The sequence below is a fragment of the Kaistella yonginensis genome, assembly GCF_030409525.1.
GTDB classification, from domain to species: Bacteria; Bacteroidota; Bacteroidia; order Flavobacteriales; family Weeksellaceae; genus Kaistella; species Kaistella yonginensis.
In genome coordinates this window covers 35,125-53,777 of sequence record NZ_JAUFQB010000019.1, presented here as the reverse complement: position 1 = coordinate 53,777, position 18,653 = coordinate 35,125, and the positions used below count along the sequence as shown (strand labels likewise).

The window sequence follows — 18,653 nt, the reverse complement described above, 5'->3', positions numbered from 1 at the left end:
AGCTACTTTCTCACCGAAACCCATTCCCATTTCTTCGCACTATATGTCAAAGGATCAACCGTGAATTTATATTTATCAGCGGCTAAAACATACCGGACATCACCATCACTGTCTTTGAGAACGATGGAACTTTCGGCGATCTCTAAATTACCCACAAATTCGAAAGATTCTGCATTGAAGGTTTCCCATCTTTCCACTGTGCTCAGCAATTTAAATTTCTGCCCGATCTCTTGCGCGTAAGAATCTACAAATTCCTGATAATCATAGTCGGTTACTTTGTTCAGGCTTTCGACATCAATTGAAAAAACGCCCGTTTTTATCTCTACATCTTTGGATCTTAAATGGATACCTAAAATTTCTTCAAACTCCTTTTTTTGCGCATTGCGAAAGAGTCTGTTGCTGTGGTTGATCTTCTCTACCAAAAGGTCTGCGACATACTCCGAAAAATCTTCATCAATATTTACGGGTTGAAAATCATGCCAGGGAAAACGCTCATTCAGCTCATCAAATGCACCGTAAAAACTGTCGTGCATCTGGTTTTGATCTGTCGGTATTTTTTCCAGTATATTGCTGATTGGCGTGAATTCCAGAAAATAATCAAAACCCACTTCATTTTCCTTTTCGCGGCATTTGATCGCTACGAGAATTTCATTATTATGCATTTCAAATGCACTTACTGCCTCTTTTTCCATTTTATGTAATTTTTTATTGAGGTAAAGGTAAGCTGGCAATCAGACAAATTGCGTCGCAGAGTAAAATTAAATATTCTCCATCAAAAACTGATAAATGACCACCATTGCCAAAGTATCTCTTTCGCAATATTTTAGAAGATTTTCTCTCAAATTTTCATCTGTGAAATTTCCATTTTCGATCGATTGATGAAACAGAGAACTGGCAGCTCCACCATCCTGAACTTCTAAATTTTCATAAGTAAAATCGGGAGCAATTGCCGGCAAAACCGCTTTGATGGAAGCCGAATTTTTCATTGCAGGAAAATAACAATATCCACCTTGAAAAACTGGGAGTAAATCTACAACTCGTTCTACTAAACTATATAGAAAATCTGAATCTTCCGGGAAACGTTGTGCTAATTCTTTTAGTCTTAATATTTCAAAACTTTGGTTGTACGTAACAATATTTCCTTTGCTGCCAAAATCTTTTTTCAATTGCTGAACCAAGTGCTTTAGAGGATTTTCACCATTGCTGAAATCTTCGGGATTTGCCAAAAACTCTTTGTGAGAAAGGTTTCCGTATTCATCTAAAATATGCAGGGAATATTGAAACGGAACCTGTTGATAAGGTCTTGTACCATCTAAAACTGGAATGGCAGGGAAAATAGTTTCAAAATCAAAGAAATACAAAGGAAATTCCCAAGGAGAAATAATATTTTTAATCGCAATTTCATCAATATAACTTTCATTATTTTGCAAACCATTTCGTTGTAGATTTTGAAAATGAGTTAAAGAAAAATCATCGGGAATTTCATCAATTTTTAAAATATTTTGTTCGTACAAATTCCAACCTTTATTTCCACCGCGATATAGTTCAAAAACCGAATTTTCGGGAATATGTTTCCAACAATGATGGGCATAATCGCAACCAAAAGGATCGGAACAATGTCCGCCAATTTTCACTTCTGGTTCTTCATTAATTTCCAACATTTTTAGTAATCTTTCCAAATTTTCTGCAACCCAATCTTGATTTGCAATAACTTCTTCGGTAATGTCTTCTAACGCAAAAATTTCGCTCGTCAATTCACCTTGTTTTACGTATTGATTATTGATGTGCATCATAAAAAATCGATCTGGAGGAAAACCTGCATTTTTCATCACAAAATATTGCAGGGAAGCATCCGTAAGATGATAATCTTTCACAGAAGTGCTATTCTTCACTTCTATTGCCCAAACTTCCTCATCTTTTCGGTGTAAAATATCGAGCATACAAAATGCATTTTTGGCGCTGAAAGTGGCTTCATAAATAGTTTCCACTTTTTCGTAAATCCATTTTTGGGTATTTTCTATAGAAGGTTTTAAGTTGGAATAATCTTCGGGAGTTGCATCTTTTCCGTTGGGAAACATGTTCTGCGCCAGTATTCCGATGCGATGTCCAAGATCAAAAACTGCCTGGGTTTGCTCATCGGTTGGCAATTTTAAATCTTTACGGTAGAAATCAAACCAGATTTTTTTATCACATTGGATGCCAGAAACGAAGCGTGATTTAGAGAGGGTTTTCATATTTGTAGCAAAGATTACAATTGCGGTTGAAGATTAAGAAAAGTTATTCATCATTTTTTCTACCTCTGATTTTAAATGATTTTTAAAACTTAGGGGCGAAATAATTTTGACGGAACTACCATGAGAAAGTATTTCCCGTTCAAAATCATAGGTTGGAACGAGTGTTAATTTGATTCGGAATTCATCGTCATCATCAATCAAAATTTCCTGAGAATGATGCAGCGGAAGCGTTTTTATGTACTTCCCCTGATCAGCATCGAAGGAAAGTACAATCTCTTCCGGCGTTTCATTTAAGGTTGAAATAATGCCAAACGAATTTTCAAAATCTTTTTCGGCGTCATATTTCTTGGGTTTAAAAGTTGAAGGTGCAATTTCCAGGTCGGATATACGGTCTAAACCAAAAGTTTTGAGAAAATATTTTTCATCATTTTTTTCGTGAGCTAAAAGATACCATCGATTTTTAAATTCTTTCACCGCATAAGGTTCCAGAACTTTTTTGTGTGAAACGCCTTCCCAAAATTTAGTGTATTGCAAAGTGATGATTTTTTGATGCGTAATCGCGTGGACCAAACCGCTTAACCAATGCAAACCTCGGGATTTTCTTTGCTCAAAAAGCATGATGTTTTTTTTACCTTTCATGGTGCGAAATGCTTCTACCAGCAATAAATTATCAAAAACATCTTCTTGAAATTCATCGTAGTTATCGTCATCAATTGCGTAAGTATTGGTGGAACGACGGTAAATTATATTCGTTTTCAAAACTTTGGAAATCGCTACTTTGTCGCGTAGAAAAGTGCGTTTTGTAAATTTTAGATCATCCAAATCGATATCATCTTCTTCATATTTCTTTTCCAAGTAATTCTGAATTTCGTCGTAGGAAGCGCCTTTGTTTTTTCTGCTCCGGAGGAAATCTTCAATAAATTTGAGCCGAAGCATTTGTTCTATTTTTGCCATATTGATATTGATTTATTTCAAAATATTGGGAAATTAACTGGTGCCATTCCCATCAAATGTCTTATAAAATTGACTTTCGCGGTTTCGGATTCATTTTCTTTCAAATCTTCTGGAGCGTATATAATTTCTTTACTAATGCTGTCAAAAATGAAAAATTCCTGTTTTTCATAATCGAAACACATTGCTTTTCCTTCAATAAAATTATTGATTGCTACACTGCTGATTGCGGGAACCACAATATTTCCTTTAGAATCCATAATCCCGTGCATCAGTAATTTTCCTTCTTTTACTTTATAGAGGTTTATAGAAGTGTCGATTTTGGAGCCATCTTTATCGCTGATTTCTGCAAAATTTAAAAACGCTTCATTCGTATTAAAAAATCATATTTGAAAGGAAGTATGGTTTTGTTATTAAAATCTACGACACCATATTTTAGTTTGTCGTAAGAAACACATAAATATTTCTCATTATAAGAACTAATTTCTTGATAGATGAACGGGAATACAATTTCGTTCTGCTTGTTGATGATTCCAATTTTACCATCTTTACAAACAAAAGCATTATCTTCAGAAAAATAATCTACTGTTCCAAGCACTGAATTATTTTTCATCCAGAGTTTTCCATCTTCAAATTTATAATCTGAAATATTGTCGTATTCGAACGGAATTACAATTTTGTGATGAGAATCAACATAGCCCCATTTGTTATTTTTCTTCACGGCAAGTAAACTTTCGGAAAATCTGATCATTGCATAATCATAAATAATTGGGATTACCGTTTCACCATTTCTGTTGACCGCTCCATAAACTCCATCAACTGAAACCACCGCTAAACCTGTTTCTTCATCAAAAAAAGTAACTTCTTCCCAATCTGTTGGATCCTCGCCTGTATTCTCGAAATGCATCAATAAATCATCGTCGATGTCTTTTGGTTGGAGATTTTTCATTTGAAATATTCTTTAAAATAGTTCATTTTCAAATCTAAATTTAGTCCGGAGTTAAATTTTTGATTCATCGAAGGATGATGAACAAGGAAGTGATTAATTTCATTAATATATTTTGATTGAATTAAGAACAGATTATCAGGTGTTTCTAAAATTGTATCTTCTTCTTTATTAAAATTAATTTTCATCCATTTAGGAGCATCCATACCTAACAATAAAACATTCTTGGGTTTCAAAATTTCATATATAAATTCCCTAGTTTTATCTATACAAAATTTAAACATTTCTTTACCATTTTCTAAAGATTTTAATGCCTTTACATCACCTGTATTGAAGTAAATAGCATTCATGATAACCGATTCGGATAAGACATTTCTTAATCTACCTTCTGGAAACATTTTAAGAATTGGTTTATTTATATGCCAATTTTTATTGAATTCTTCATCTATATATTGATTTGAATTATAACCTAAATCATTCAAATCTCTACAACCTTTATTTTTAAAAGGTTCAGAGTCTCTATATTTTCCGGCTCCTCCCGGATTTGCACCAATAATTAGTAATTCTGGTGAATATAAATCAGATCTGGATTGAAATACATAAAAATCAGGACCGTCTGGAAATTCAGTAGCTAATTCGTGGCAACCCTCTGCAACTTCTTTTAACCATTTTTCTCTTTTTAACTCGAAATCATTCATACATCAAATTTTTACAATTTCAAAATAAATTTCCATACATCTTGTTTCTCCAACTTCAATATTGTATTTGGATAAAATTGCTTGTGCAATTTCTTTTGCACGTGGAATTCCACTTCGCTCGGAAATGGGTATTTCTACACTCATTCCTTTTACTAATTTCCCGCTTTCTCTTTTAGCGGTTACTTTCCAGAGATTTCCCATAACTACAGTTTTTTGTTTAAGATTATGTTAATACATAGAAGTTTTCACGTTTTTATGAAATTTCCTTTCAATATATTCCAAAGATAGATAAGTTGTACGACAATCCGTGACGGTTTATAAATTTTTAGCAAAAATTTTAAGTAGAGAGAAAGTGAAATAACGATCAATAAATATCTTCAACTTAAAAATTGTGCGAATTGTTTTTCCGACTACCCGTTTTTGGAAGTCGCTCCGCTTTTCTTTGCGTAAGAATTTAAAACGAAAATTATGTCATCAACTACTTACACGGTCGAAATTCCACCCATCCATTATTTACTTTTGGGTTTGGAAACAGCTATTTTTAAACATCAAGATCCACAAGGTGCAAAACTGGAAGCGCTTTCTTACTTGACAAAAGTATTGAGAGCAGCAGTGGAAAAAGAAATCATTGAAATTTGGGACTTTGAAAATGAAGTCAGTGCAGATCTAAAAAAAATCACTGATCTGGAAAGTTCCATTTATAGAGAAGAAAATGGAATTCTCAATTTTGAAAGAATTCTTCAATGTAAAATTAAATACACATTTAACAATTACATTATAAAAAATGCGGTGTTCAATCGGCACCGTCATGGAAGTCCCTCCCAAAAAATAGCATCCTACGGTTTTTTCGCTTTGATCGAAAATCAATCTGACAAACCTTCCAGATCAACAGTCATTAAAATTAAAAATGAAGAAAGAGAAAGCAGTGGCAATCCTTTCGTGCGCAAAAGAAACGAAAATATGAACCTCAATTATTTCGAAAAACTGAAAATACAGGAAGCTAAACAATTATATTTTGATCAAAATAATAATTATCAAAAGGAAATATTAAATACAAACTCATTTTTAGCGCTTGAAAGGATTTTCTTATCCTTTCAAAATACGTTTATCATTACTAAATATCTTTTTGTACCAGAACATTTTCATAAAAATGCAACGGCTGTCATTGATTTACTGGTACAAACTTTTTCGCCTGAAAATGAATATGAATTTCATACTGCTGTAGAAATTGAGGGAGTTAAATTTTATGTTTATAAGCACGATCCTGTTTCTTGCGCACTCACCTTTTCGAAAACAGGCAAACTGTATATCAGAGATCAAAATGGCGTAAAAGAAGTTGATGAAAATACCACTTTTTCCGACCTGACCGACATGCCGGCTATTGACCAGAAATTACAAAACATTATCGAAATCATTTAAAAATAAGAATTATGGAAACCAAAAAACCGCTCCTGAGTTACGTTGTAAAAACGCAGTATGTCACTAACAAAGCCGGCTTAAAAACTTTATATCAAAAAGTATTTACTGATGAAAACATTTTGACTGCCCGACAAAATGCATTTGAGTATTATGAGGCAGCCATCGGATATTTAAAAAGTGAAAACGAGATTGAAATCGATGAAAATTCTGGTAAAATCACTTATAAAAATCCCGAAAAGTATGATCGGGGAATTGCAATTTATATGCGAATCAATGAGGATGTCAATAAGTTCGGTATTGTAGATCAAGCCGAGACTCTATATATTATTGGCGGGCATTTCGACCTTTCAAACCGGGATAAGAATCGACTAAAAGTGGGAAAGAACACAGAAGAGAAATATTTCAAATTATTAAAAATAAAATCTGACGCCAACCAAAAAGCGAACCTCGCAGGTACAGCAAAACGACTGCAATCAATGGCGGAACTTAATCGAATTAAAGAAACGTCTTTAGAAAAAATAGATTTTATAGGTAATGTTAGCGCAAAAGACAGTCTGGAGCAGCTCTTAGAAAGCAGCTGCGCCTTCTTAAATACCGAGGGAGGAACCATAATTTTCGGTCAAAACCAAGCGATGGACGATAAAAAAGATGAGCATCTCGTTCAGGGAATGGCTTTTATCATGGAGCTATTACTTCCTTTATCTTACCCATTTGAACAGGATCATTTTACGTTTAAAAAAAGAAGTTTGCTGGGGCGTCAATTTTTAGAAATTACTATAACAAAAAGTGGCAGAGATTGCTTTTATAATGAACATTTCTATTATCGGTGCGCAACGGGTAATGTTTTAGATTTAGATAAGACCTTTTCTTAGCTGGACATTTTGAGTTAAAATATATATTTAGAAAAAGAAAACTTATGGAAAAATTTTTCGAAGTAAAAAAACACACCTATCCTAAAGTGCAAAAAGGAAGTGCTAACTCGTATGAAGATCTAGTTGATCAATTAATTAAAAATCAATTTGAAAATAAAATAACAATTGGAGAAATTCATAATACTATAAAATCATATATTGAAGAGGAAAATTTATTTTTTTTGAGAAACTATAATACCGCATCAAAAGATAATTATCATAGTCTTAGAAGAGGTTTTAAAATATATTTTGAAAAGGAAAATTTGAATATAGCTTTCTGTGATGATACATTTGTTATGTTATTTAATGCAATGAAACTTTTTGATTTAAGCTATTCTACGGAAAACCTAAAAAATTTATTTAATCAAAATAAACTAATATGTGCTTTTATAACAACAAACGAAGAAAGAGAATTATCTTTCTACAAAAATAAAGGAGCAATTATTACCAACTCTAAATTTAACGCAAACGGATGGCAACTTTCACATTTACACACCGTGAATTTTTGCAATTTTAGTGAAATTATAGTTAATTCTGATAGAAATGATTGGAGTAACGACCATAATACAAGAATAGATTTAAATACAGAATTTGATGATGAAAGTATAAAAAAAATAAAAGCACACTTTGTCAGATTAATACATCCATTAAACTCTTTTTTGATACCAAAAAATAAATTGATAAAATATTTTGGGAAAAGACTTGGGGAAGAACAAGAATTACTACAACATGTGGAAAATTATATATCTAAAGAGTTTCCAAAAATTTACGATGAATTTAAAGATATGGCAATGATTAAAGATGTCAATACTCCAAATTTTAATTCTAATAATATTCGAATAAATTGGAAAAATAAGAATTAAATAAATTTAAATCTGTATCAGTATATTTGGAAAAGCCACAAGTTATTGGCTTTTCCTATTTATTTCTCTTCAACGCAGCTTTCCAATACTCCAGGAATTTGTCTTTTAAAAACTGTGGTTCTACGACTTTTAGAGACCAGCTTCGTTTCATGATTTCCATGATAAAATCTTCATTGGGTTTTACGAAAAACTCAAACTGAATGGTTTGCTTATCTTCTGAAAGCACTTCTTGGGAAGGATGAATTGGGTTAGCTTTCAGATAATGTCCATCGCGGTGGTCGAATTCCAGAATCACTTTTACGGCTTCTTCATTGGTGAACATTCCTATTGCGTATTGAAAAGGTACGACAAAGTCAATTTCTTTTGGTCTAAATTTTCCTGAAGTTTCAATATCACGAATTCTTTCCAAGGCATAACTTTTGAACGGAACTTCACTCGAATCCGTGGCTAAAACATACCATTTAAAATCTTTCTGTTTCAAACGATAGGGTTGAATCGTTTTATTTTTTTCTCGTTCGGAAATATAATCGAAATAGGAAATTTTGAGTTCGCTCTTTTCTTCAATTGCTCTCGAGATTTGATAGAAATGGCGTAAGCCTGTATTTTTTCTGGTTTCAGGAATAACAAAGCCCGGCAACAACAAATCTGTATTTAAAGAGGCTAGAAAGATGGTAGAATTTAATAAGTCATTTTGGAAGAGGCCTTCAAAGTCTGAATTGATATAATATCGATTCTGGTTATCACATTCAAGATCTATTTTCCAGGCTTCTTTAATTGCTGATTTATCTTTATTAAACGTTGAAAGGGAATAACTTTCATACCGTAGGTCAGCAATGTCAGCATAAGCCTCAAATTGTTTTTCGACTTTCTTAAGAATCTCTTCAACACTTAGCTTTCCATTTTCATTTAAAATCGTCCGAACCAGTAACGTCATTCTCAAAAACTTTCTATTCATTCTATTACATTTTGAACAAATTTAGGCAAAAGAAAAGAGCTATTCTTTCGGATACTCAAATTCCCAAGGACTATTCACCAAATTGTAATATTCATTCAACAAACTGCCATTGACAAAAGTGGTTTCATTTACTTTTTCTTCGCCATAAGCTTCATGAATATGACCAAACAAATGAAATTTGGGTTTTACTCTATTTACCGTTTTCAGTAAATCATCACAACCTGCATTGATGTTGGATGTCGTTCCATCTAATATCCCACCTACCGGACCATGGGTTACCAAAATATCGGTATTGGAGGGAATCATGTTCCAATATTTCTGAATGGGTTTTCCACGATCTACGTTGAAAGCCCAATTAAAAAAAGTGGGCGTAACCGGTGATCCCCAAATTTTAACACCTTCAATTTCAACGCCGCTATCGCAAAGATAATGACAGTTTGAAGTTAGTTTTTTCTGGATAAAATCGCGAGAATAATCTTCAAAATAGAAATCGTGATTTCCCGCGATAAAAATTTTGTGAGCATAATCTAATCTAAGAAACCAGTGGATAAAATCTTCCACTTCATGAGCTTGTCCCAATTTTGAAACATCGCCACCATGAATAATCAAATCCGCTTTTGGGAGATTCTTAAGTTTGCGATGCTGCCCATGAGTGTCGGAAATAAAAACGATTTTCATTAAAGTTGTTTATCTTTAAAATTAATAAGATTCTTCTTACATTTATCCTGGAAGTTTAGGTCTAAAAAGTGGAATATTCACAAAAAGATCAGGATTAAAAACTAAAGTTACACCTTCTTGTTCAAGAATTTTAATCGCTACTAAAATATCGTTCCTACAATCTTGATCGCTGTAAACAACTTCAGAATCATTACAATAAAGTTTCACCATTTTGAAAACATCATTTTGTTGTAAAGAAACTTTATAAACATAATATGATTTCACGCTAAAATCTAAAAAATCCTGAAAATCTTCATCCTCACTATCCAAGAGATCTTGATATTTCTCGGGGAATCCTTCAGTTGAATATTTATTTTTCAAACAGTAATGGAAAATAGTATTCATAATTTGAAACTCGTAGAATTCGGCTTCCTTCACGTCATCAAGAGAATCTGTACTTTGAATATGAAGAATATTTTGTTTCAGTTCTTTAATTAAATCAATCGTTTCCACAGCGTTTCTATTGGTTTTTGTTTTGAATTAAAGATAGTTTTTTCTTTCCATTTTAGTCTTTTAAATTTCGTAATCAGTCTTTAAATCTTCAAGCTGTTGTCGATCTCTGATTTTTGTCCAGACAATTCCCGACTTGGAAATAAAAAAACCTTTATTGCAAAATAATAGAATGATCGTATTGTCAGCAGCAATTTGCATTATTGAGTTCATCGTTTCTGATCCATCATAGAGCAAACTCCACGATTTTCCACGATCTTTCAATTGAAGCAAATGCGATGGATTTGTAGGGCAGATTCTAATAAATGTTCCTTTAAATTCTATAAGTTGCGACATTTTCCTTTTTAAAATTAGGAAGCAAATTTAATTGACTGGTAAGACAAAACAGGACACTTAAAAAAGAAATTCATTAAAATTGATGAAGAGAATAATGACTCATTTTGTCTTAGAAGTGTATTATTTTTGAAGCAATATGAACTACCCAATTTTAAAAATAGAAAAGCTGGATGACCAGACACCACTTACAGATATTTGTTTATACGAAGGAGTATTCGTGTATTCCTCAAAAGGATTATTCGGTCTAATTGCAGACGATTTTGGATCTATCATTCCACCGATATATGAAGAAATCATTCCCGCGTTTGATTTTCACTTTTGGGCTCGAAAAAATCACAAATGGAAACTTTACAATTTTAAAAACATTGAAATAAACGGAATAGAATTTAAGCATGTTACTACTTTTTGTAACGAATACGCCTGTGTAAGTAGAAATGGAAACAACTTTGGATTTATGAACCGAAAAGGTGAAATTAAAATTACAGATTATTATCTGAAAGGAAAACATTTAGGAAAATCGTTTTTTGCTGTGGGAAAAAACATTCGAGGAAAGGTAAAATATGCAGTTATTGATCTTCAAGAACATGTTATCATTCCATTTATTTTTGATGAAATCCCAACTTTTACGGAAGTGATTCTTTTGCTATTGAAAAGAAGAAAGCCACTGCGGGAGTGGCTTCAATTATGATTTATTTTCCAAATTTAAGTTGCCAATTTTTAACCGCATCTAAAATCAAATTGCAGTAAGTTGAATGCTTAATAACACGATTATTAGGATGATATGCATTTAAAAGTAAATAATCCTGGTTCTGATAAATATGTAAAGAATTATTTTCTACATCTGACTCAAGTTCTCCGAATAATTCAAAAAAGTCATCATCAAAAAAATTATAAGTGCCGCCAAAAATAATGATCTCCGGATTAATCAATTGTATTTGTTGATGCAGCGCAGTTTTATTTTCAGAATAATATTCTTTAATCAAGTTCCAATCTGCATTACTTCCGCCGGGAACTTTTTTCACATTAATGTACGCAACTTTTTGCAACACCTCAATAATAGATTGATCTTGATGAAAATTACCCATAGAATCCCAATCCTCGCCAGTAAAAATACCGTTTGTAGTATATATTATTGATGTGAAAGTATTTGCCCATCCAGTCTTAAGTCCTCCAGATTTTTCTTTCAGATCATTAAGTGCTTCACGCATCGTCCAACCCGACTCTGAACTATTCGCCTCTTTTAAAATCCAAAGAATTTTAGGGGATGTTTTATTGTACTGTGTAAAATCCACAATCCCGTCATGAATAACGTTTTCACCTGAAAATAGTTGATCATTTTCTTTTTCAGCCAATTCAAATTTTTCTAATGTCATATTATTTTTTTTAAAATTACGTTTATTTATCAATAAAATCAGTTACTACAATTCTCGTTTATTTCTTTTTAAATAAGCATGAAATTCTAATTTAAAATAGTTTCGAGTAATATTCCTAGCCTATCTTATTTTTGTCCAAGTTCTACCTCCCGTGACGGATCGAAATTTCCCGTTTGAAGTTTTGGCAAAAACAATTTTTCCTTTCGTTCCCAATTCAAAAAACTCTCCTGTTTCATTTGATCCTTCAAAAATGATTTGCCAGGAAATCCCTGCATTATCCGAACTTATTAACTGAAATCGATTTTCAGCTGGAATTTTGATGAGTTTAAGTCCGATGTAAATAACTTGTGACATGCTTGCAATTTTTAAATTTGATCTATCTTATTCTAAATATTATCGCTACAATAATTGATAGTGGGACCAGCATCAAAAATGTAAAAAATACGAGAATGATTATTTTGAGAAATTTTAAACCTCCATTTTCTCGTGACTTTGGAAGCAAGATTTTCCAGGTCAATGTTCTTTCTTGAATTAATTGCTCAGTGGGAATTTTTTCAAAAAAGATTTTAAATACTTTTTTCATTATTAGTGTTTTTAGAATCCAATTTTGCGTTTCTCTTCTCCACTCCATTTTTCATTTTTGCACAAACCTTCGATGTCTGTAAAATTCAAAATATCTCCATGCATAATTTCCTGCATTGCACATTTTCGGGTAATATTTTCCATTTCACCACCGGAGAATTTGAATTTTTCGGCGAGAATTTGACTTTCCTTTTTAGAGAGAATAGGGAGTTTTTCCTGCCAAATTTTAGCAGAGTTTTCTGTAGATGGTTGCTCGAATTTTACTTTAAATAAAAATCTTCGCTCAAAAGCAGCATCCATATTTTCGACAAGATTTGTGGTGGCGAATAGAATTCCGTCGAAATTTTCCATTTCTTCCAGGATTATATTTTGAATCGCATTTTCGGTGTCGGCAACATTGGAACTTCCTGCAGATTTTCGTTTACCGATGATTGCATCTGCTTCATTAAAAAGTAAAATAGGACAAAGTTTTTCGTTGCTTTTCATCTCTTCATATTCGGTGAAAATCTTCTTCACCAATTTCTGACTTTCACCAAACCACATGCTTTTGGTCTCGGAAATATCTACTTTAAAAATATTCCGGCCCGAATTTTTTGCCAGTTGATAAACGCTTTCTGTTTTTCCAGTGCCGGGAACGCCATGAAGAATTACTGTAATTCCGATCGGCATGGTCTTTTCTTTCAAACGTCGCTGCATTTCTCTAAATTTATCATCCTGCAAAACATTTGAGATCTGTTGCAGCTGAGTATTTTCATCCGCATTATAAAAAAGCTTTTTTGTTGAAATATCTTTTGCTCTGATCAATTTTGAATCGTCTTTAGAAATATCGTCAATTAGCAGATCTTCATTATCCTTTAGAAAATCGACGACTTTTTTAGTCAATTTGGCCTTATTCCGATCCTGAAAATTTTCCTTTGAGATTTCAATTAAATTGAATTTTGATAGTTTAGTTTCTTTGTTGATAATTAATTTCTGAAATTTCATTGCCTGACTTTTCCGGTTAAAATACTCATTTACAGTAATCTGTATGTGGGTATGAAAATCATTGTCGCCATATTGAATAGCATCCCAGATCGTATCTAAAAAGAAATAAGTTTCGAAAGCATTGAGCTGGTAATTTTTGATTTCACGAAATATAGGCAGGTCTAAATTTTCCTCACACAGAGTCGAAATATATTCTCTGAAATCGTAAGGACTAATTAATCCTTCGTTCAACTGATCACTTTTTTTATCGAAGTCTTCTAGCAGATCTACGAAGTTTTTTTCGTCTGAAGATTCTTCTATTTTAGCATATTTAATAACTTCATTTTTAGAAATACTATTGATGATATTTTGCGAAAGTTCAAAACTGGAAATTTGCCGTTTACGAGCATTTTTATTCATCAAAAGATTTCTACAGTACAACATCTCAATGGCTTCTCTATATTTCAGAACCTGGAATTTAGTTAAGCCAAAATGCTCAAAAACATCTGTAAAATCGCTATTTTCAAACCAAAGAACAAATGCATTTGCAAACAAAACCGTTTCAATTTCTTTAAGTTGCAAATATTTTGAAAGCAAATTGATTTCGTTTTCTACAACCTCAAAAAGCGGTTGCCGAAGTTTGCTATCTTTAGAAAATTGGTAAATACTCTCGATGCATTCCATTGCGTTGAAATTCTCTTTTGTCTCCATATTCTTTTGTTTTAGAATACAAAGATGAAAACTAGCTACGCCGAAACGTGACGTAGCGAATAATTATGATATAATTTGTGAAAATTAATTTCGAATTTGATATAGATTCAATACAGAAAAGCGCCTTTCATCAACTCTTGTTCTCCTCTCGGAATCCCGATTTCTGTTGCAATATCTTTCCAATTGCGAACAACATTTTGAACTTCAAGAATGATAGCATCCATTTCAGTATCACTTAATCGGAAATAAATCCCGACATTTTTTGCTAATTCGAGATCCAAAGAATTATCGTCCATATCAATATTTAAAGCTAATCCCTCTTTCTCAACAGACGGATTTAAGTCATAAGCAGGAGATAAAATCCAGCCATTATCCGTCAAAATAAAGCCGTGATTCCGAAGATGATCGTCTGTATTTGAAATACAAATATTGAACACGATTCTTCGCCATAATTGATGAAGATTTGTATTGACATTCGACCCGATATTCATTATAAATTCGGCTATATCTAGATAACTTGCGGTGTGAAATCTTAAATTTTCTTCACTATTTCCGGTCATGGTCATTGCAGATGCAAAATGAATTCTGCTATCGCCTTCTCTGTCGAATCTTTTCGTGAAAAAAGTATGGTATTTTCCTGCAATTTTTTCAATTTTACATTCGGTCATTTCAACGCCACTTTTCAAAGCTAATTGATACGCCAAAAATTCCCAAGCTCCTTTGTCAATAGTATCGTTTTTTGAAGGAAATTTAGCAATCCACAAATCTCCTTTTTCATCTTCAATATTGGCTTTTGGTCTTGCTCCACCTAAAGAAGATCCAGGTGCCAAAAGAATTGCTAACCATTTTTTGACGTCTGCATTTTCATCATCTTCCAAATTTTTTGCTGCTGCTTGAAGTTCTCGAATGGACGACCAAGGTGGTGTAGAATGTTCATGATCGTCATCAAGAAAAGAGCCATCTAAAGAAGTTTTGAACCTCAAAGCACCCATTCTGGTTTTGTCGAAAACACCAAGAAGATAATCTATATCATAAAGCGTTTGTGTCTTTTCTCCATTTTCTCTGGCTTGCTGAGCGGTTTTTCTTTTCATTAAAGTTCTTCCCCAAGTATCGGGCATACTGTCTAAAAAAACGCCGAAATTTTCTTTATTATTTGGAAATTGGGCACCTGAAAAAAACTGAATATCAGGATCAATTAATCGTTGAGACCCTGTTTTAATCCATTCTTTATCGTATTCAAAACCAAACGCTTTTTTTCCTTTTCCGTAATGTGCGGAAAGAACTCCCATCAGTTTTGGTTCAGCCATTCCCTTCCAATCGGCGAAAACATAGATTTCAAATTTCGCTTGTTTCATAGTATTAGACGTTTATTTGAGTAATTCCAAATCCTGCAATTTTCTTCCAAACTCGTCATCTGCAGCTAATTTCAGAAAATCATTTTGCAATCCCAAAACTCTTAAAACATTAAAATAAGCACCCAAAGAAACGCTGGAATCACCTTTTTCTATTAAATACAATGTTGAACGAGCAATTCCTGCCCTTTCTGCAACTTGAATAGCTGTTAATTTTCGCCGTTTTCTGGCAAGTTTAATATTCTCTCCCATTTCCTCCAATAATTGAGCGAATTTCGGAAGGATGATTTGTTCTTTTGTATTCATAACGTTCGTTATTTCATACAAAAATATGTTATTTGTTTGAAATAACAATCATTTTAAATAATGTTAAACATTCATTTTTGAAAATTCACCTCCTTCCCTTCCTTTTCTTTTTCCACCAATCATCTTCCTGTTGTGCAACATAAGTTGGTTTCAAAATATCTTCAATCAGCTCTTCTGCAACTTCTAAAATGGAATCTTCTGCCTTTTTGGAACCACTTGTAATAGTTTTATTGCGTGAATTTGCGCCGATTAAATCAGAATAATTACTATCAATTGCAGAAAGCGAAAAACCATCGAATTTCTTATAAAAAAAGCCATCTTTTGGTTGGTTTTGTATATTGTGATAGATTTTATTGATCCAAACATCTTGCACTTCATTGCTTTGATTGGGTTTAAATTCTCCTTTGTATTGAAATCTCATTTTGAAACCATCTTGGTGCATTTTAATTTGTAGATCATTCAAACTTCTAGCAATGTTTAGATTTTTTTTGAACGATTGTTTAATCTCAAAAGCCATTTTTACTTCCGAAATTTTCAATTTATTTGAAATTTGAGAAAGCGTGTAACCTGCTTTGTATTGTCGTTCAGTATTAGGATTCTTGTCTTTTTCCAAAATGATTCGCATTCCAGAAATTCCATCTTTTACATTGGATGAAAGTTGCACATCAAAACCTTTTGCACGCATTTTTGAAATTAATTCTTCAAAATTATTGGATGTTCGCAAAGATTCTGTGAGGTTTTTCAGCATTTCTGCTTTTTTCTCAATTCCAATTTCTACATCGGTTTTTAGATTTCGTTCCTGGCAAATCTGTCGGACTGCTTCTCCGAATCTCTCTCCAATTCTATGCGATTTTACCGTGCATTTCCCATGAATATTCATTCTATTCACCACAAAATGAATATGTTTTTGCTTCGTACTATTGTGAATATCCAAGCGAAATTGATTTAAATCCGTAACGCCAACTTTCCTTAATGCTTCAATCGCAATGTCCGACAATTCCTCATTGGAAAGCGATTTGCCAATTTCTTCTGGTGGAGAAATATAGCCGGTTAATGCCCATTTTTTAACCTTGTGATTTCGATCAGCTACAATTTTCATTTCGTGAAATTGATCTTCTGAATTGCTGCTCAAAAGAAAATTTACTGCCGCAAGTTCTGCCATTCCTTTGTCGTTTCCATTGTATTCTAATGCGATCTTGGAGATCAACCTGGTTGTTGCAGAGTTGTTCATTTTAAATTTTTATTTTTCATTTTTGAATATAAATATTCACGGATAAGGTCAAGAAGTTCTTGGATTTCCTTCAGAATTTGCTTCTTATTTTGGAACATATTCCATTCTCTATTTCGCAAAAGGTTAGTGATTCTCACAAAATTATTTCCGTAATTTAACAGCGTTTTATCGGTTGTAAATTCATGAACTTTTAGTTCTTTTTGCAGGTGAACCATTCTCGAATAAGCGGATAATTTCAGGTTAAATTCCTGCGCTTTTTTCTGGCTATCTTCATATTCCAAATCCGTCAATCGAAACGATATTACTTTAGATAATTGAGGTTCAGATTTCTTTTTCAAACCTCCTTTTCTACCAATTTCTTGGAAGTGTTTTTTTCTTTTTTCAGCATTAATTTTTTGCAATTTTTGCTCATTTTCTTGAGCCATTTTATCAATAAATATTTTCAAATTACCTGCTTTCATCTTTTATTATTTTTCAATCTAATTGTATTTCTGACGATAGGAAGAAATCAAAAACTCCCATTTTTATAAAAAAGCGTCACGCGCTTTTTGTAAACAATGGGTACTTTTTGCACTAAAATTCTACCATATTTTACCGTACCTTATTTTACGCAGGCGTATTTATTCTACCTGTACTTAATTTACGCAGGTGTATTTAGCTTAACTTGCGTTCATTTTACGCAGATCTAAAGCCTGAAATCACTTCAATAATAATTTTGAACATGCTATTATTTTACTCACCATCGTCTGAAATTAACGACTCTCTCATTAGATGGATTTTCATGAATCAACCAATCATTTAAATCTTTAAAATCAGAATACAAAACCCTACAATCTTCTGCTTCATTATTTTCATTTTTAATGATTTCAACGGCGCGATTTCCGGCATCGTCATTGTCAAAATAGAGATCTATTTTTTCATAATTTTCAAGTGAATTTTTAATCTTATTTATCATCGAAATTGAATTCAAAATCATGTAATCTGAAGTTTCATTTTCTAATGATTTTTCAATATTTTTAAAGGCGAGAAAATCAAAAAAGCCTTCAAAGATCTGAAGCGATTTTGAGTTATTTTTTATGGTGGTAATATCTTTTTTGCCCAAACAAATTTTAGAATAAGCGTTCCGGATTTCATAACCATCGGAATCATTTTTAAAACCAATTCCGAAATATTTTTTATCATTCATTTGATAATGAATTTCAGAAACTAAATGTTTTTGATTTTCCACTTTTCTGCTTTTTAAATATTGTAATAATGCAGGATGTTGAATTTCTTTCACCTCTACTATTTCATAAGTTTTGGGAAGGTTGAATAATTTCTGATTATTGGTTTGATAGTGAAAAGAAGAAAAATTTTGGTTTTCTGCCCAAGCCAAAACTTCGCTAATGGAAGCGTTTAAATATTTCTTCATGAAATCGGTATTGTTCCCTCCAATTCCTTCTGAAAATAAATACCAATAATTGAGGTTTTTATTGATTTTAAAAGAGGCATTGTTTTCTTTGGAAAATGGATTTAAAAACCATGCTTCTTTTTCATTTTGTTTTGTGGGAAAATGTCCGAGAGATTGCAGGACTTCTTCCACCGATATTTTATTAAATTGTGTGCAGTTCATTGCTGTAAAGTTTAGGGGTTGAGTTTTGGGAAAAGTTTGATGA

The 18,653-nt window shown here is 32.6% G+C and carries 23 protein-coding genes; 4 read left to right on the top strand and 19 right to left on the bottom strand.

Annotated elements, in window-relative coordinates; genetic code table 11:
- Window positions 1-2: 2 nt before the first annotated feature.
- The 7 genes from QWY78_RS07680 to QWY78_RS07650 form a co-directional block, all read right to left on the bottom strand.
- On the bottom strand, window positions 3-692 hold the full coding sequence (locus QWY78_RS07680; protein ID WP_290218284.1) for a hypothetical protein: 690 nt from the start codon (window positions 690-692) through the stop codon (window positions 3-5).
- Window positions 693-758: 66 nt separating this feature from the next.
- Window positions 759-2,234: a DUF2779 domain-containing protein gene (locus tag QWY78_RS07675; RefSeq protein WP_290218282.1), complete on the bottom strand. Its 1,476-nt coding sequence runs from the start codon at window positions 2,232-2,234 to the stop codon at window positions 759-761.
- A gap of 33 nt (window positions 2,235-2,267) precedes the next feature.
- The gene (locus QWY78_RS07670; protein ID WP_290218280.1) at window positions 2,268-3,188 is read right to left on the bottom strand and encodes a WYL domain-containing protein; all 921 of its coding nucleotides are present in this window, start codon (window positions 3,186-3,188) and stop codon (window positions 2,268-2,270) included.
- A gap of 17 nt (window positions 3,189-3,205) precedes the next feature.
- Window positions 3,206-3,457, bottom strand: coding sequence for a hypothetical protein (locus QWY78_RS07665; RefSeq protein WP_290218278.1), 252 nt, complete (start codon window positions 3,455-3,457; stop codon window positions 3,206-3,208).
- An 83-nt stretch (window positions 3,458-3,540) separates the two neighbouring features.
- A complete protein-coding gene (locus QWY78_RS07660) occupies window positions 3,541-4,134 on the bottom strand; it encodes a WG repeat-containing protein (RefSeq protein WP_290218275.1) in 594 nt (197 codons plus the stop codon).
- Window positions 4,131-4,829 carry a hypothetical protein gene (locus tag QWY78_RS07655; RefSeq protein ID WP_290218271.1) on the bottom strand — a complete coding sequence of 233 codons (699 nt, stop codon included), beginning with the start codon at window positions 4,827-4,829 and terminating at the stop codon, window positions 4,131-4,133. The genes QWY78_RS07660 and QWY78_RS07655 overlap by 4 nt, the downstream gene beginning before the upstream one ends.
- 3 nt (window positions 4,830-4,832) lie before the next feature.
- On the bottom strand, window positions 4,833-5,030 hold the full coding sequence (locus QWY78_RS07650) for a hypothetical protein (RefSeq protein WP_290218268.1): 198 nt from the start codon (window positions 5,028-5,030) through the stop codon (window positions 4,833-4,835).
- Between the two features lie 267 nt (window positions 5,031-5,297).
- On the opposite strand from QWY78_RS07650, the gene QWY78_RS07645 reads away from it, so the two are divergent.
- Genes QWY78_RS07645 through QWY78_RS07635 form a run of 3 tightly spaced genes read left to right on the top strand, consistent with a single transcriptional unit; the run spans window position 5,298 to window position 8,022 of the window.
- Complete coding sequence (locus QWY78_RS07645) at window positions 5,298-6,248, top strand: hypothetical protein (protein ID WP_290218266.1); 951 nt, start codon at window positions 5,298-5,300, stop codon at window positions 6,246-6,248.
- 11 nt (window positions 6,249-6,259) lie between these two features.
- Window positions 6,260-7,120 (top strand): RNA-binding domain-containing protein, encoded by an 861-nt coding sequence (locus tag QWY78_RS07640; protein WP_290218263.1) that lies wholly within the window; start codon window positions 6,260-6,262, stop codon window positions 7,118-7,120.
- A 44-nt stretch (window positions 7,121-7,164) separates the two neighbouring features.
- Complete coding sequence (locus QWY78_RS07635) at window positions 7,165-8,022, top strand: hypothetical protein (RefSeq protein ID WP_290218262.1); 858 nt, start codon at window positions 7,165-7,167, stop codon at window positions 8,020-8,022.
- Window positions 8,023-8,077: 55 nt separating this feature from the next.
- On the opposite strand, the gene QWY78_RS07630 is transcribed toward QWY78_RS07635, so the two are convergent.
- The 4 genes from QWY78_RS07630 to QWY78_RS07615 are packed head-to-tail and all read right to left on the bottom strand — an operon-like array spanning window position 8,078 to window position 10,480.
- Window positions 8,078-8,977 (bottom strand): WYL domain-containing protein, encoded by a 900-nt coding sequence (locus QWY78_RS07630; protein WP_290218259.1) that lies wholly within the window; start codon window positions 8,975-8,977, stop codon window positions 8,078-8,080.
- A gap of 39 nt (window positions 8,978-9,016) precedes the next feature.
- A complete protein-coding gene (locus QWY78_RS07625; protein WP_290218257.1) occupies window positions 9,017-9,655 on the bottom strand; it encodes a metallophosphoesterase family protein in 639 nt (212 codons plus the stop codon).
- Between the two features lie 42 nt (window positions 9,656-9,697).
- The gene (locus tag QWY78_RS07620; protein WP_290218255.1) at window positions 9,698-10,147 is read right to left on the bottom strand and encodes a hypothetical protein; all 450 of its coding nucleotides are present in this window, start codon (window positions 10,145-10,147) and stop codon (window positions 9,698-9,700) included.
- 60 nt (window positions 10,148-10,207) lie between these two features.
- Window positions 10,208-10,480 carry a beta propeller repeat protein gene (locus QWY78_RS07615; protein ID WP_290218253.1) on the bottom strand — a complete coding sequence of 91 codons (273 nt, stop codon included), beginning with the start codon at window positions 10,478-10,480 and terminating at the stop codon, window positions 10,208-10,210.
- A 136-nt stretch (window positions 10,481-10,616) separates the two neighbouring features.
- Here QWY78_RS07615 and QWY78_RS07610 point away from each other — a divergent pair, with 136 nt between their 5' ends.
- A complete protein-coding gene (locus QWY78_RS07610; RefSeq protein ID WP_290218250.1) occupies window positions 10,617-11,168 on the top strand; it encodes a WG repeat-containing protein in 552 nt (183 codons plus the stop codon).
- Window position 11,169: 1 nt separating this feature from the next.
- Here the strand turns inward: QWY78_RS07610 and QWY78_RS07605 are convergent, their stop codons facing one another.
- The 8 genes from QWY78_RS07605 to QWY78_RS07570 all read right to left on the bottom strand — a co-directional run bounded on the left by QWY78_RS07605 (window position 11,170) and on the right by QWY78_RS07570 (window position 18,610).
- Complete coding sequence (locus QWY78_RS07605) at window positions 11,170-11,853, bottom strand: hypothetical protein (RefSeq protein ID WP_290218248.1); 684 nt, start codon at window positions 11,851-11,853, stop codon at window positions 11,170-11,172.
- A 120-nt stretch (window positions 11,854-11,973) separates the two neighbouring features.
- Window positions 11,974-12,207 carry a beta propeller repeat protein gene (locus QWY78_RS07600; protein WP_290218247.1) on the bottom strand — a complete coding sequence of 78 codons (234 nt, stop codon included), beginning with the start codon at window positions 12,205-12,207 and terminating at the stop codon, window positions 11,974-11,976.
- Window positions 12,208-12,447: 240 nt separating this feature from the next.
- Window positions 12,448-14,109: an ATP-binding protein gene (locus QWY78_RS07595; RefSeq protein WP_290218245.1), complete on the bottom strand. Its 1,662-nt coding sequence runs from the start codon at window positions 14,107-14,109 to the stop codon at window positions 12,448-12,450.
- Window positions 14,110-14,216: 107 nt separating this feature from the next.
- A complete protein-coding gene (locus QWY78_RS07590) occupies window positions 14,217-15,464 on the bottom strand; it encodes a type II toxin-antitoxin system HipA family toxin (RefSeq protein ID WP_290218242.1) in 1,248 nt (415 codons plus the stop codon).
- Window positions 15,465-15,476: 12 nt separating this feature from the next.
- Window positions 15,477-15,767 carry a helix-turn-helix domain-containing protein gene (locus QWY78_RS07585; protein ID WP_290218241.1) on the bottom strand — a complete coding sequence of 97 codons (291 nt, stop codon included), beginning with the start codon at window positions 15,765-15,767 and terminating at the stop codon, window positions 15,477-15,479.
- Between the two features lie 85 nt (window positions 15,768-15,852).
- On the bottom strand, window positions 15,853-16,998 hold the full coding sequence (locus QWY78_RS07580; protein WP_290218238.1) for a relaxase/mobilization nuclease domain-containing protein: 1,146 nt from the start codon (window positions 16,996-16,998) through the stop codon (window positions 15,853-15,855).
- Complete coding sequence (locus QWY78_RS07575; RefSeq protein ID WP_290218236.1) at window positions 16,995-17,459, bottom strand: plasmid mobilization protein; 465 nt, start codon at window positions 17,457-17,459, stop codon at window positions 16,995-16,997. Before QWY78_RS07575 ends, QWY78_RS07580 begins: the two co-directional genes overlap by 4 nt.
- A gap of 275 nt (window positions 17,460-17,734) precedes the next feature.
- Window positions 17,735-18,610 carry a DUF8464 domain-containing protein gene (locus QWY78_RS07570; protein WP_290218233.1) on the bottom strand — a complete coding sequence of 292 codons (876 nt, stop codon included), beginning with the start codon at window positions 18,608-18,610 and terminating at the stop codon, window positions 17,735-17,737.
- Window positions 18,611-18,653 lie beyond the last annotated feature (43 nt).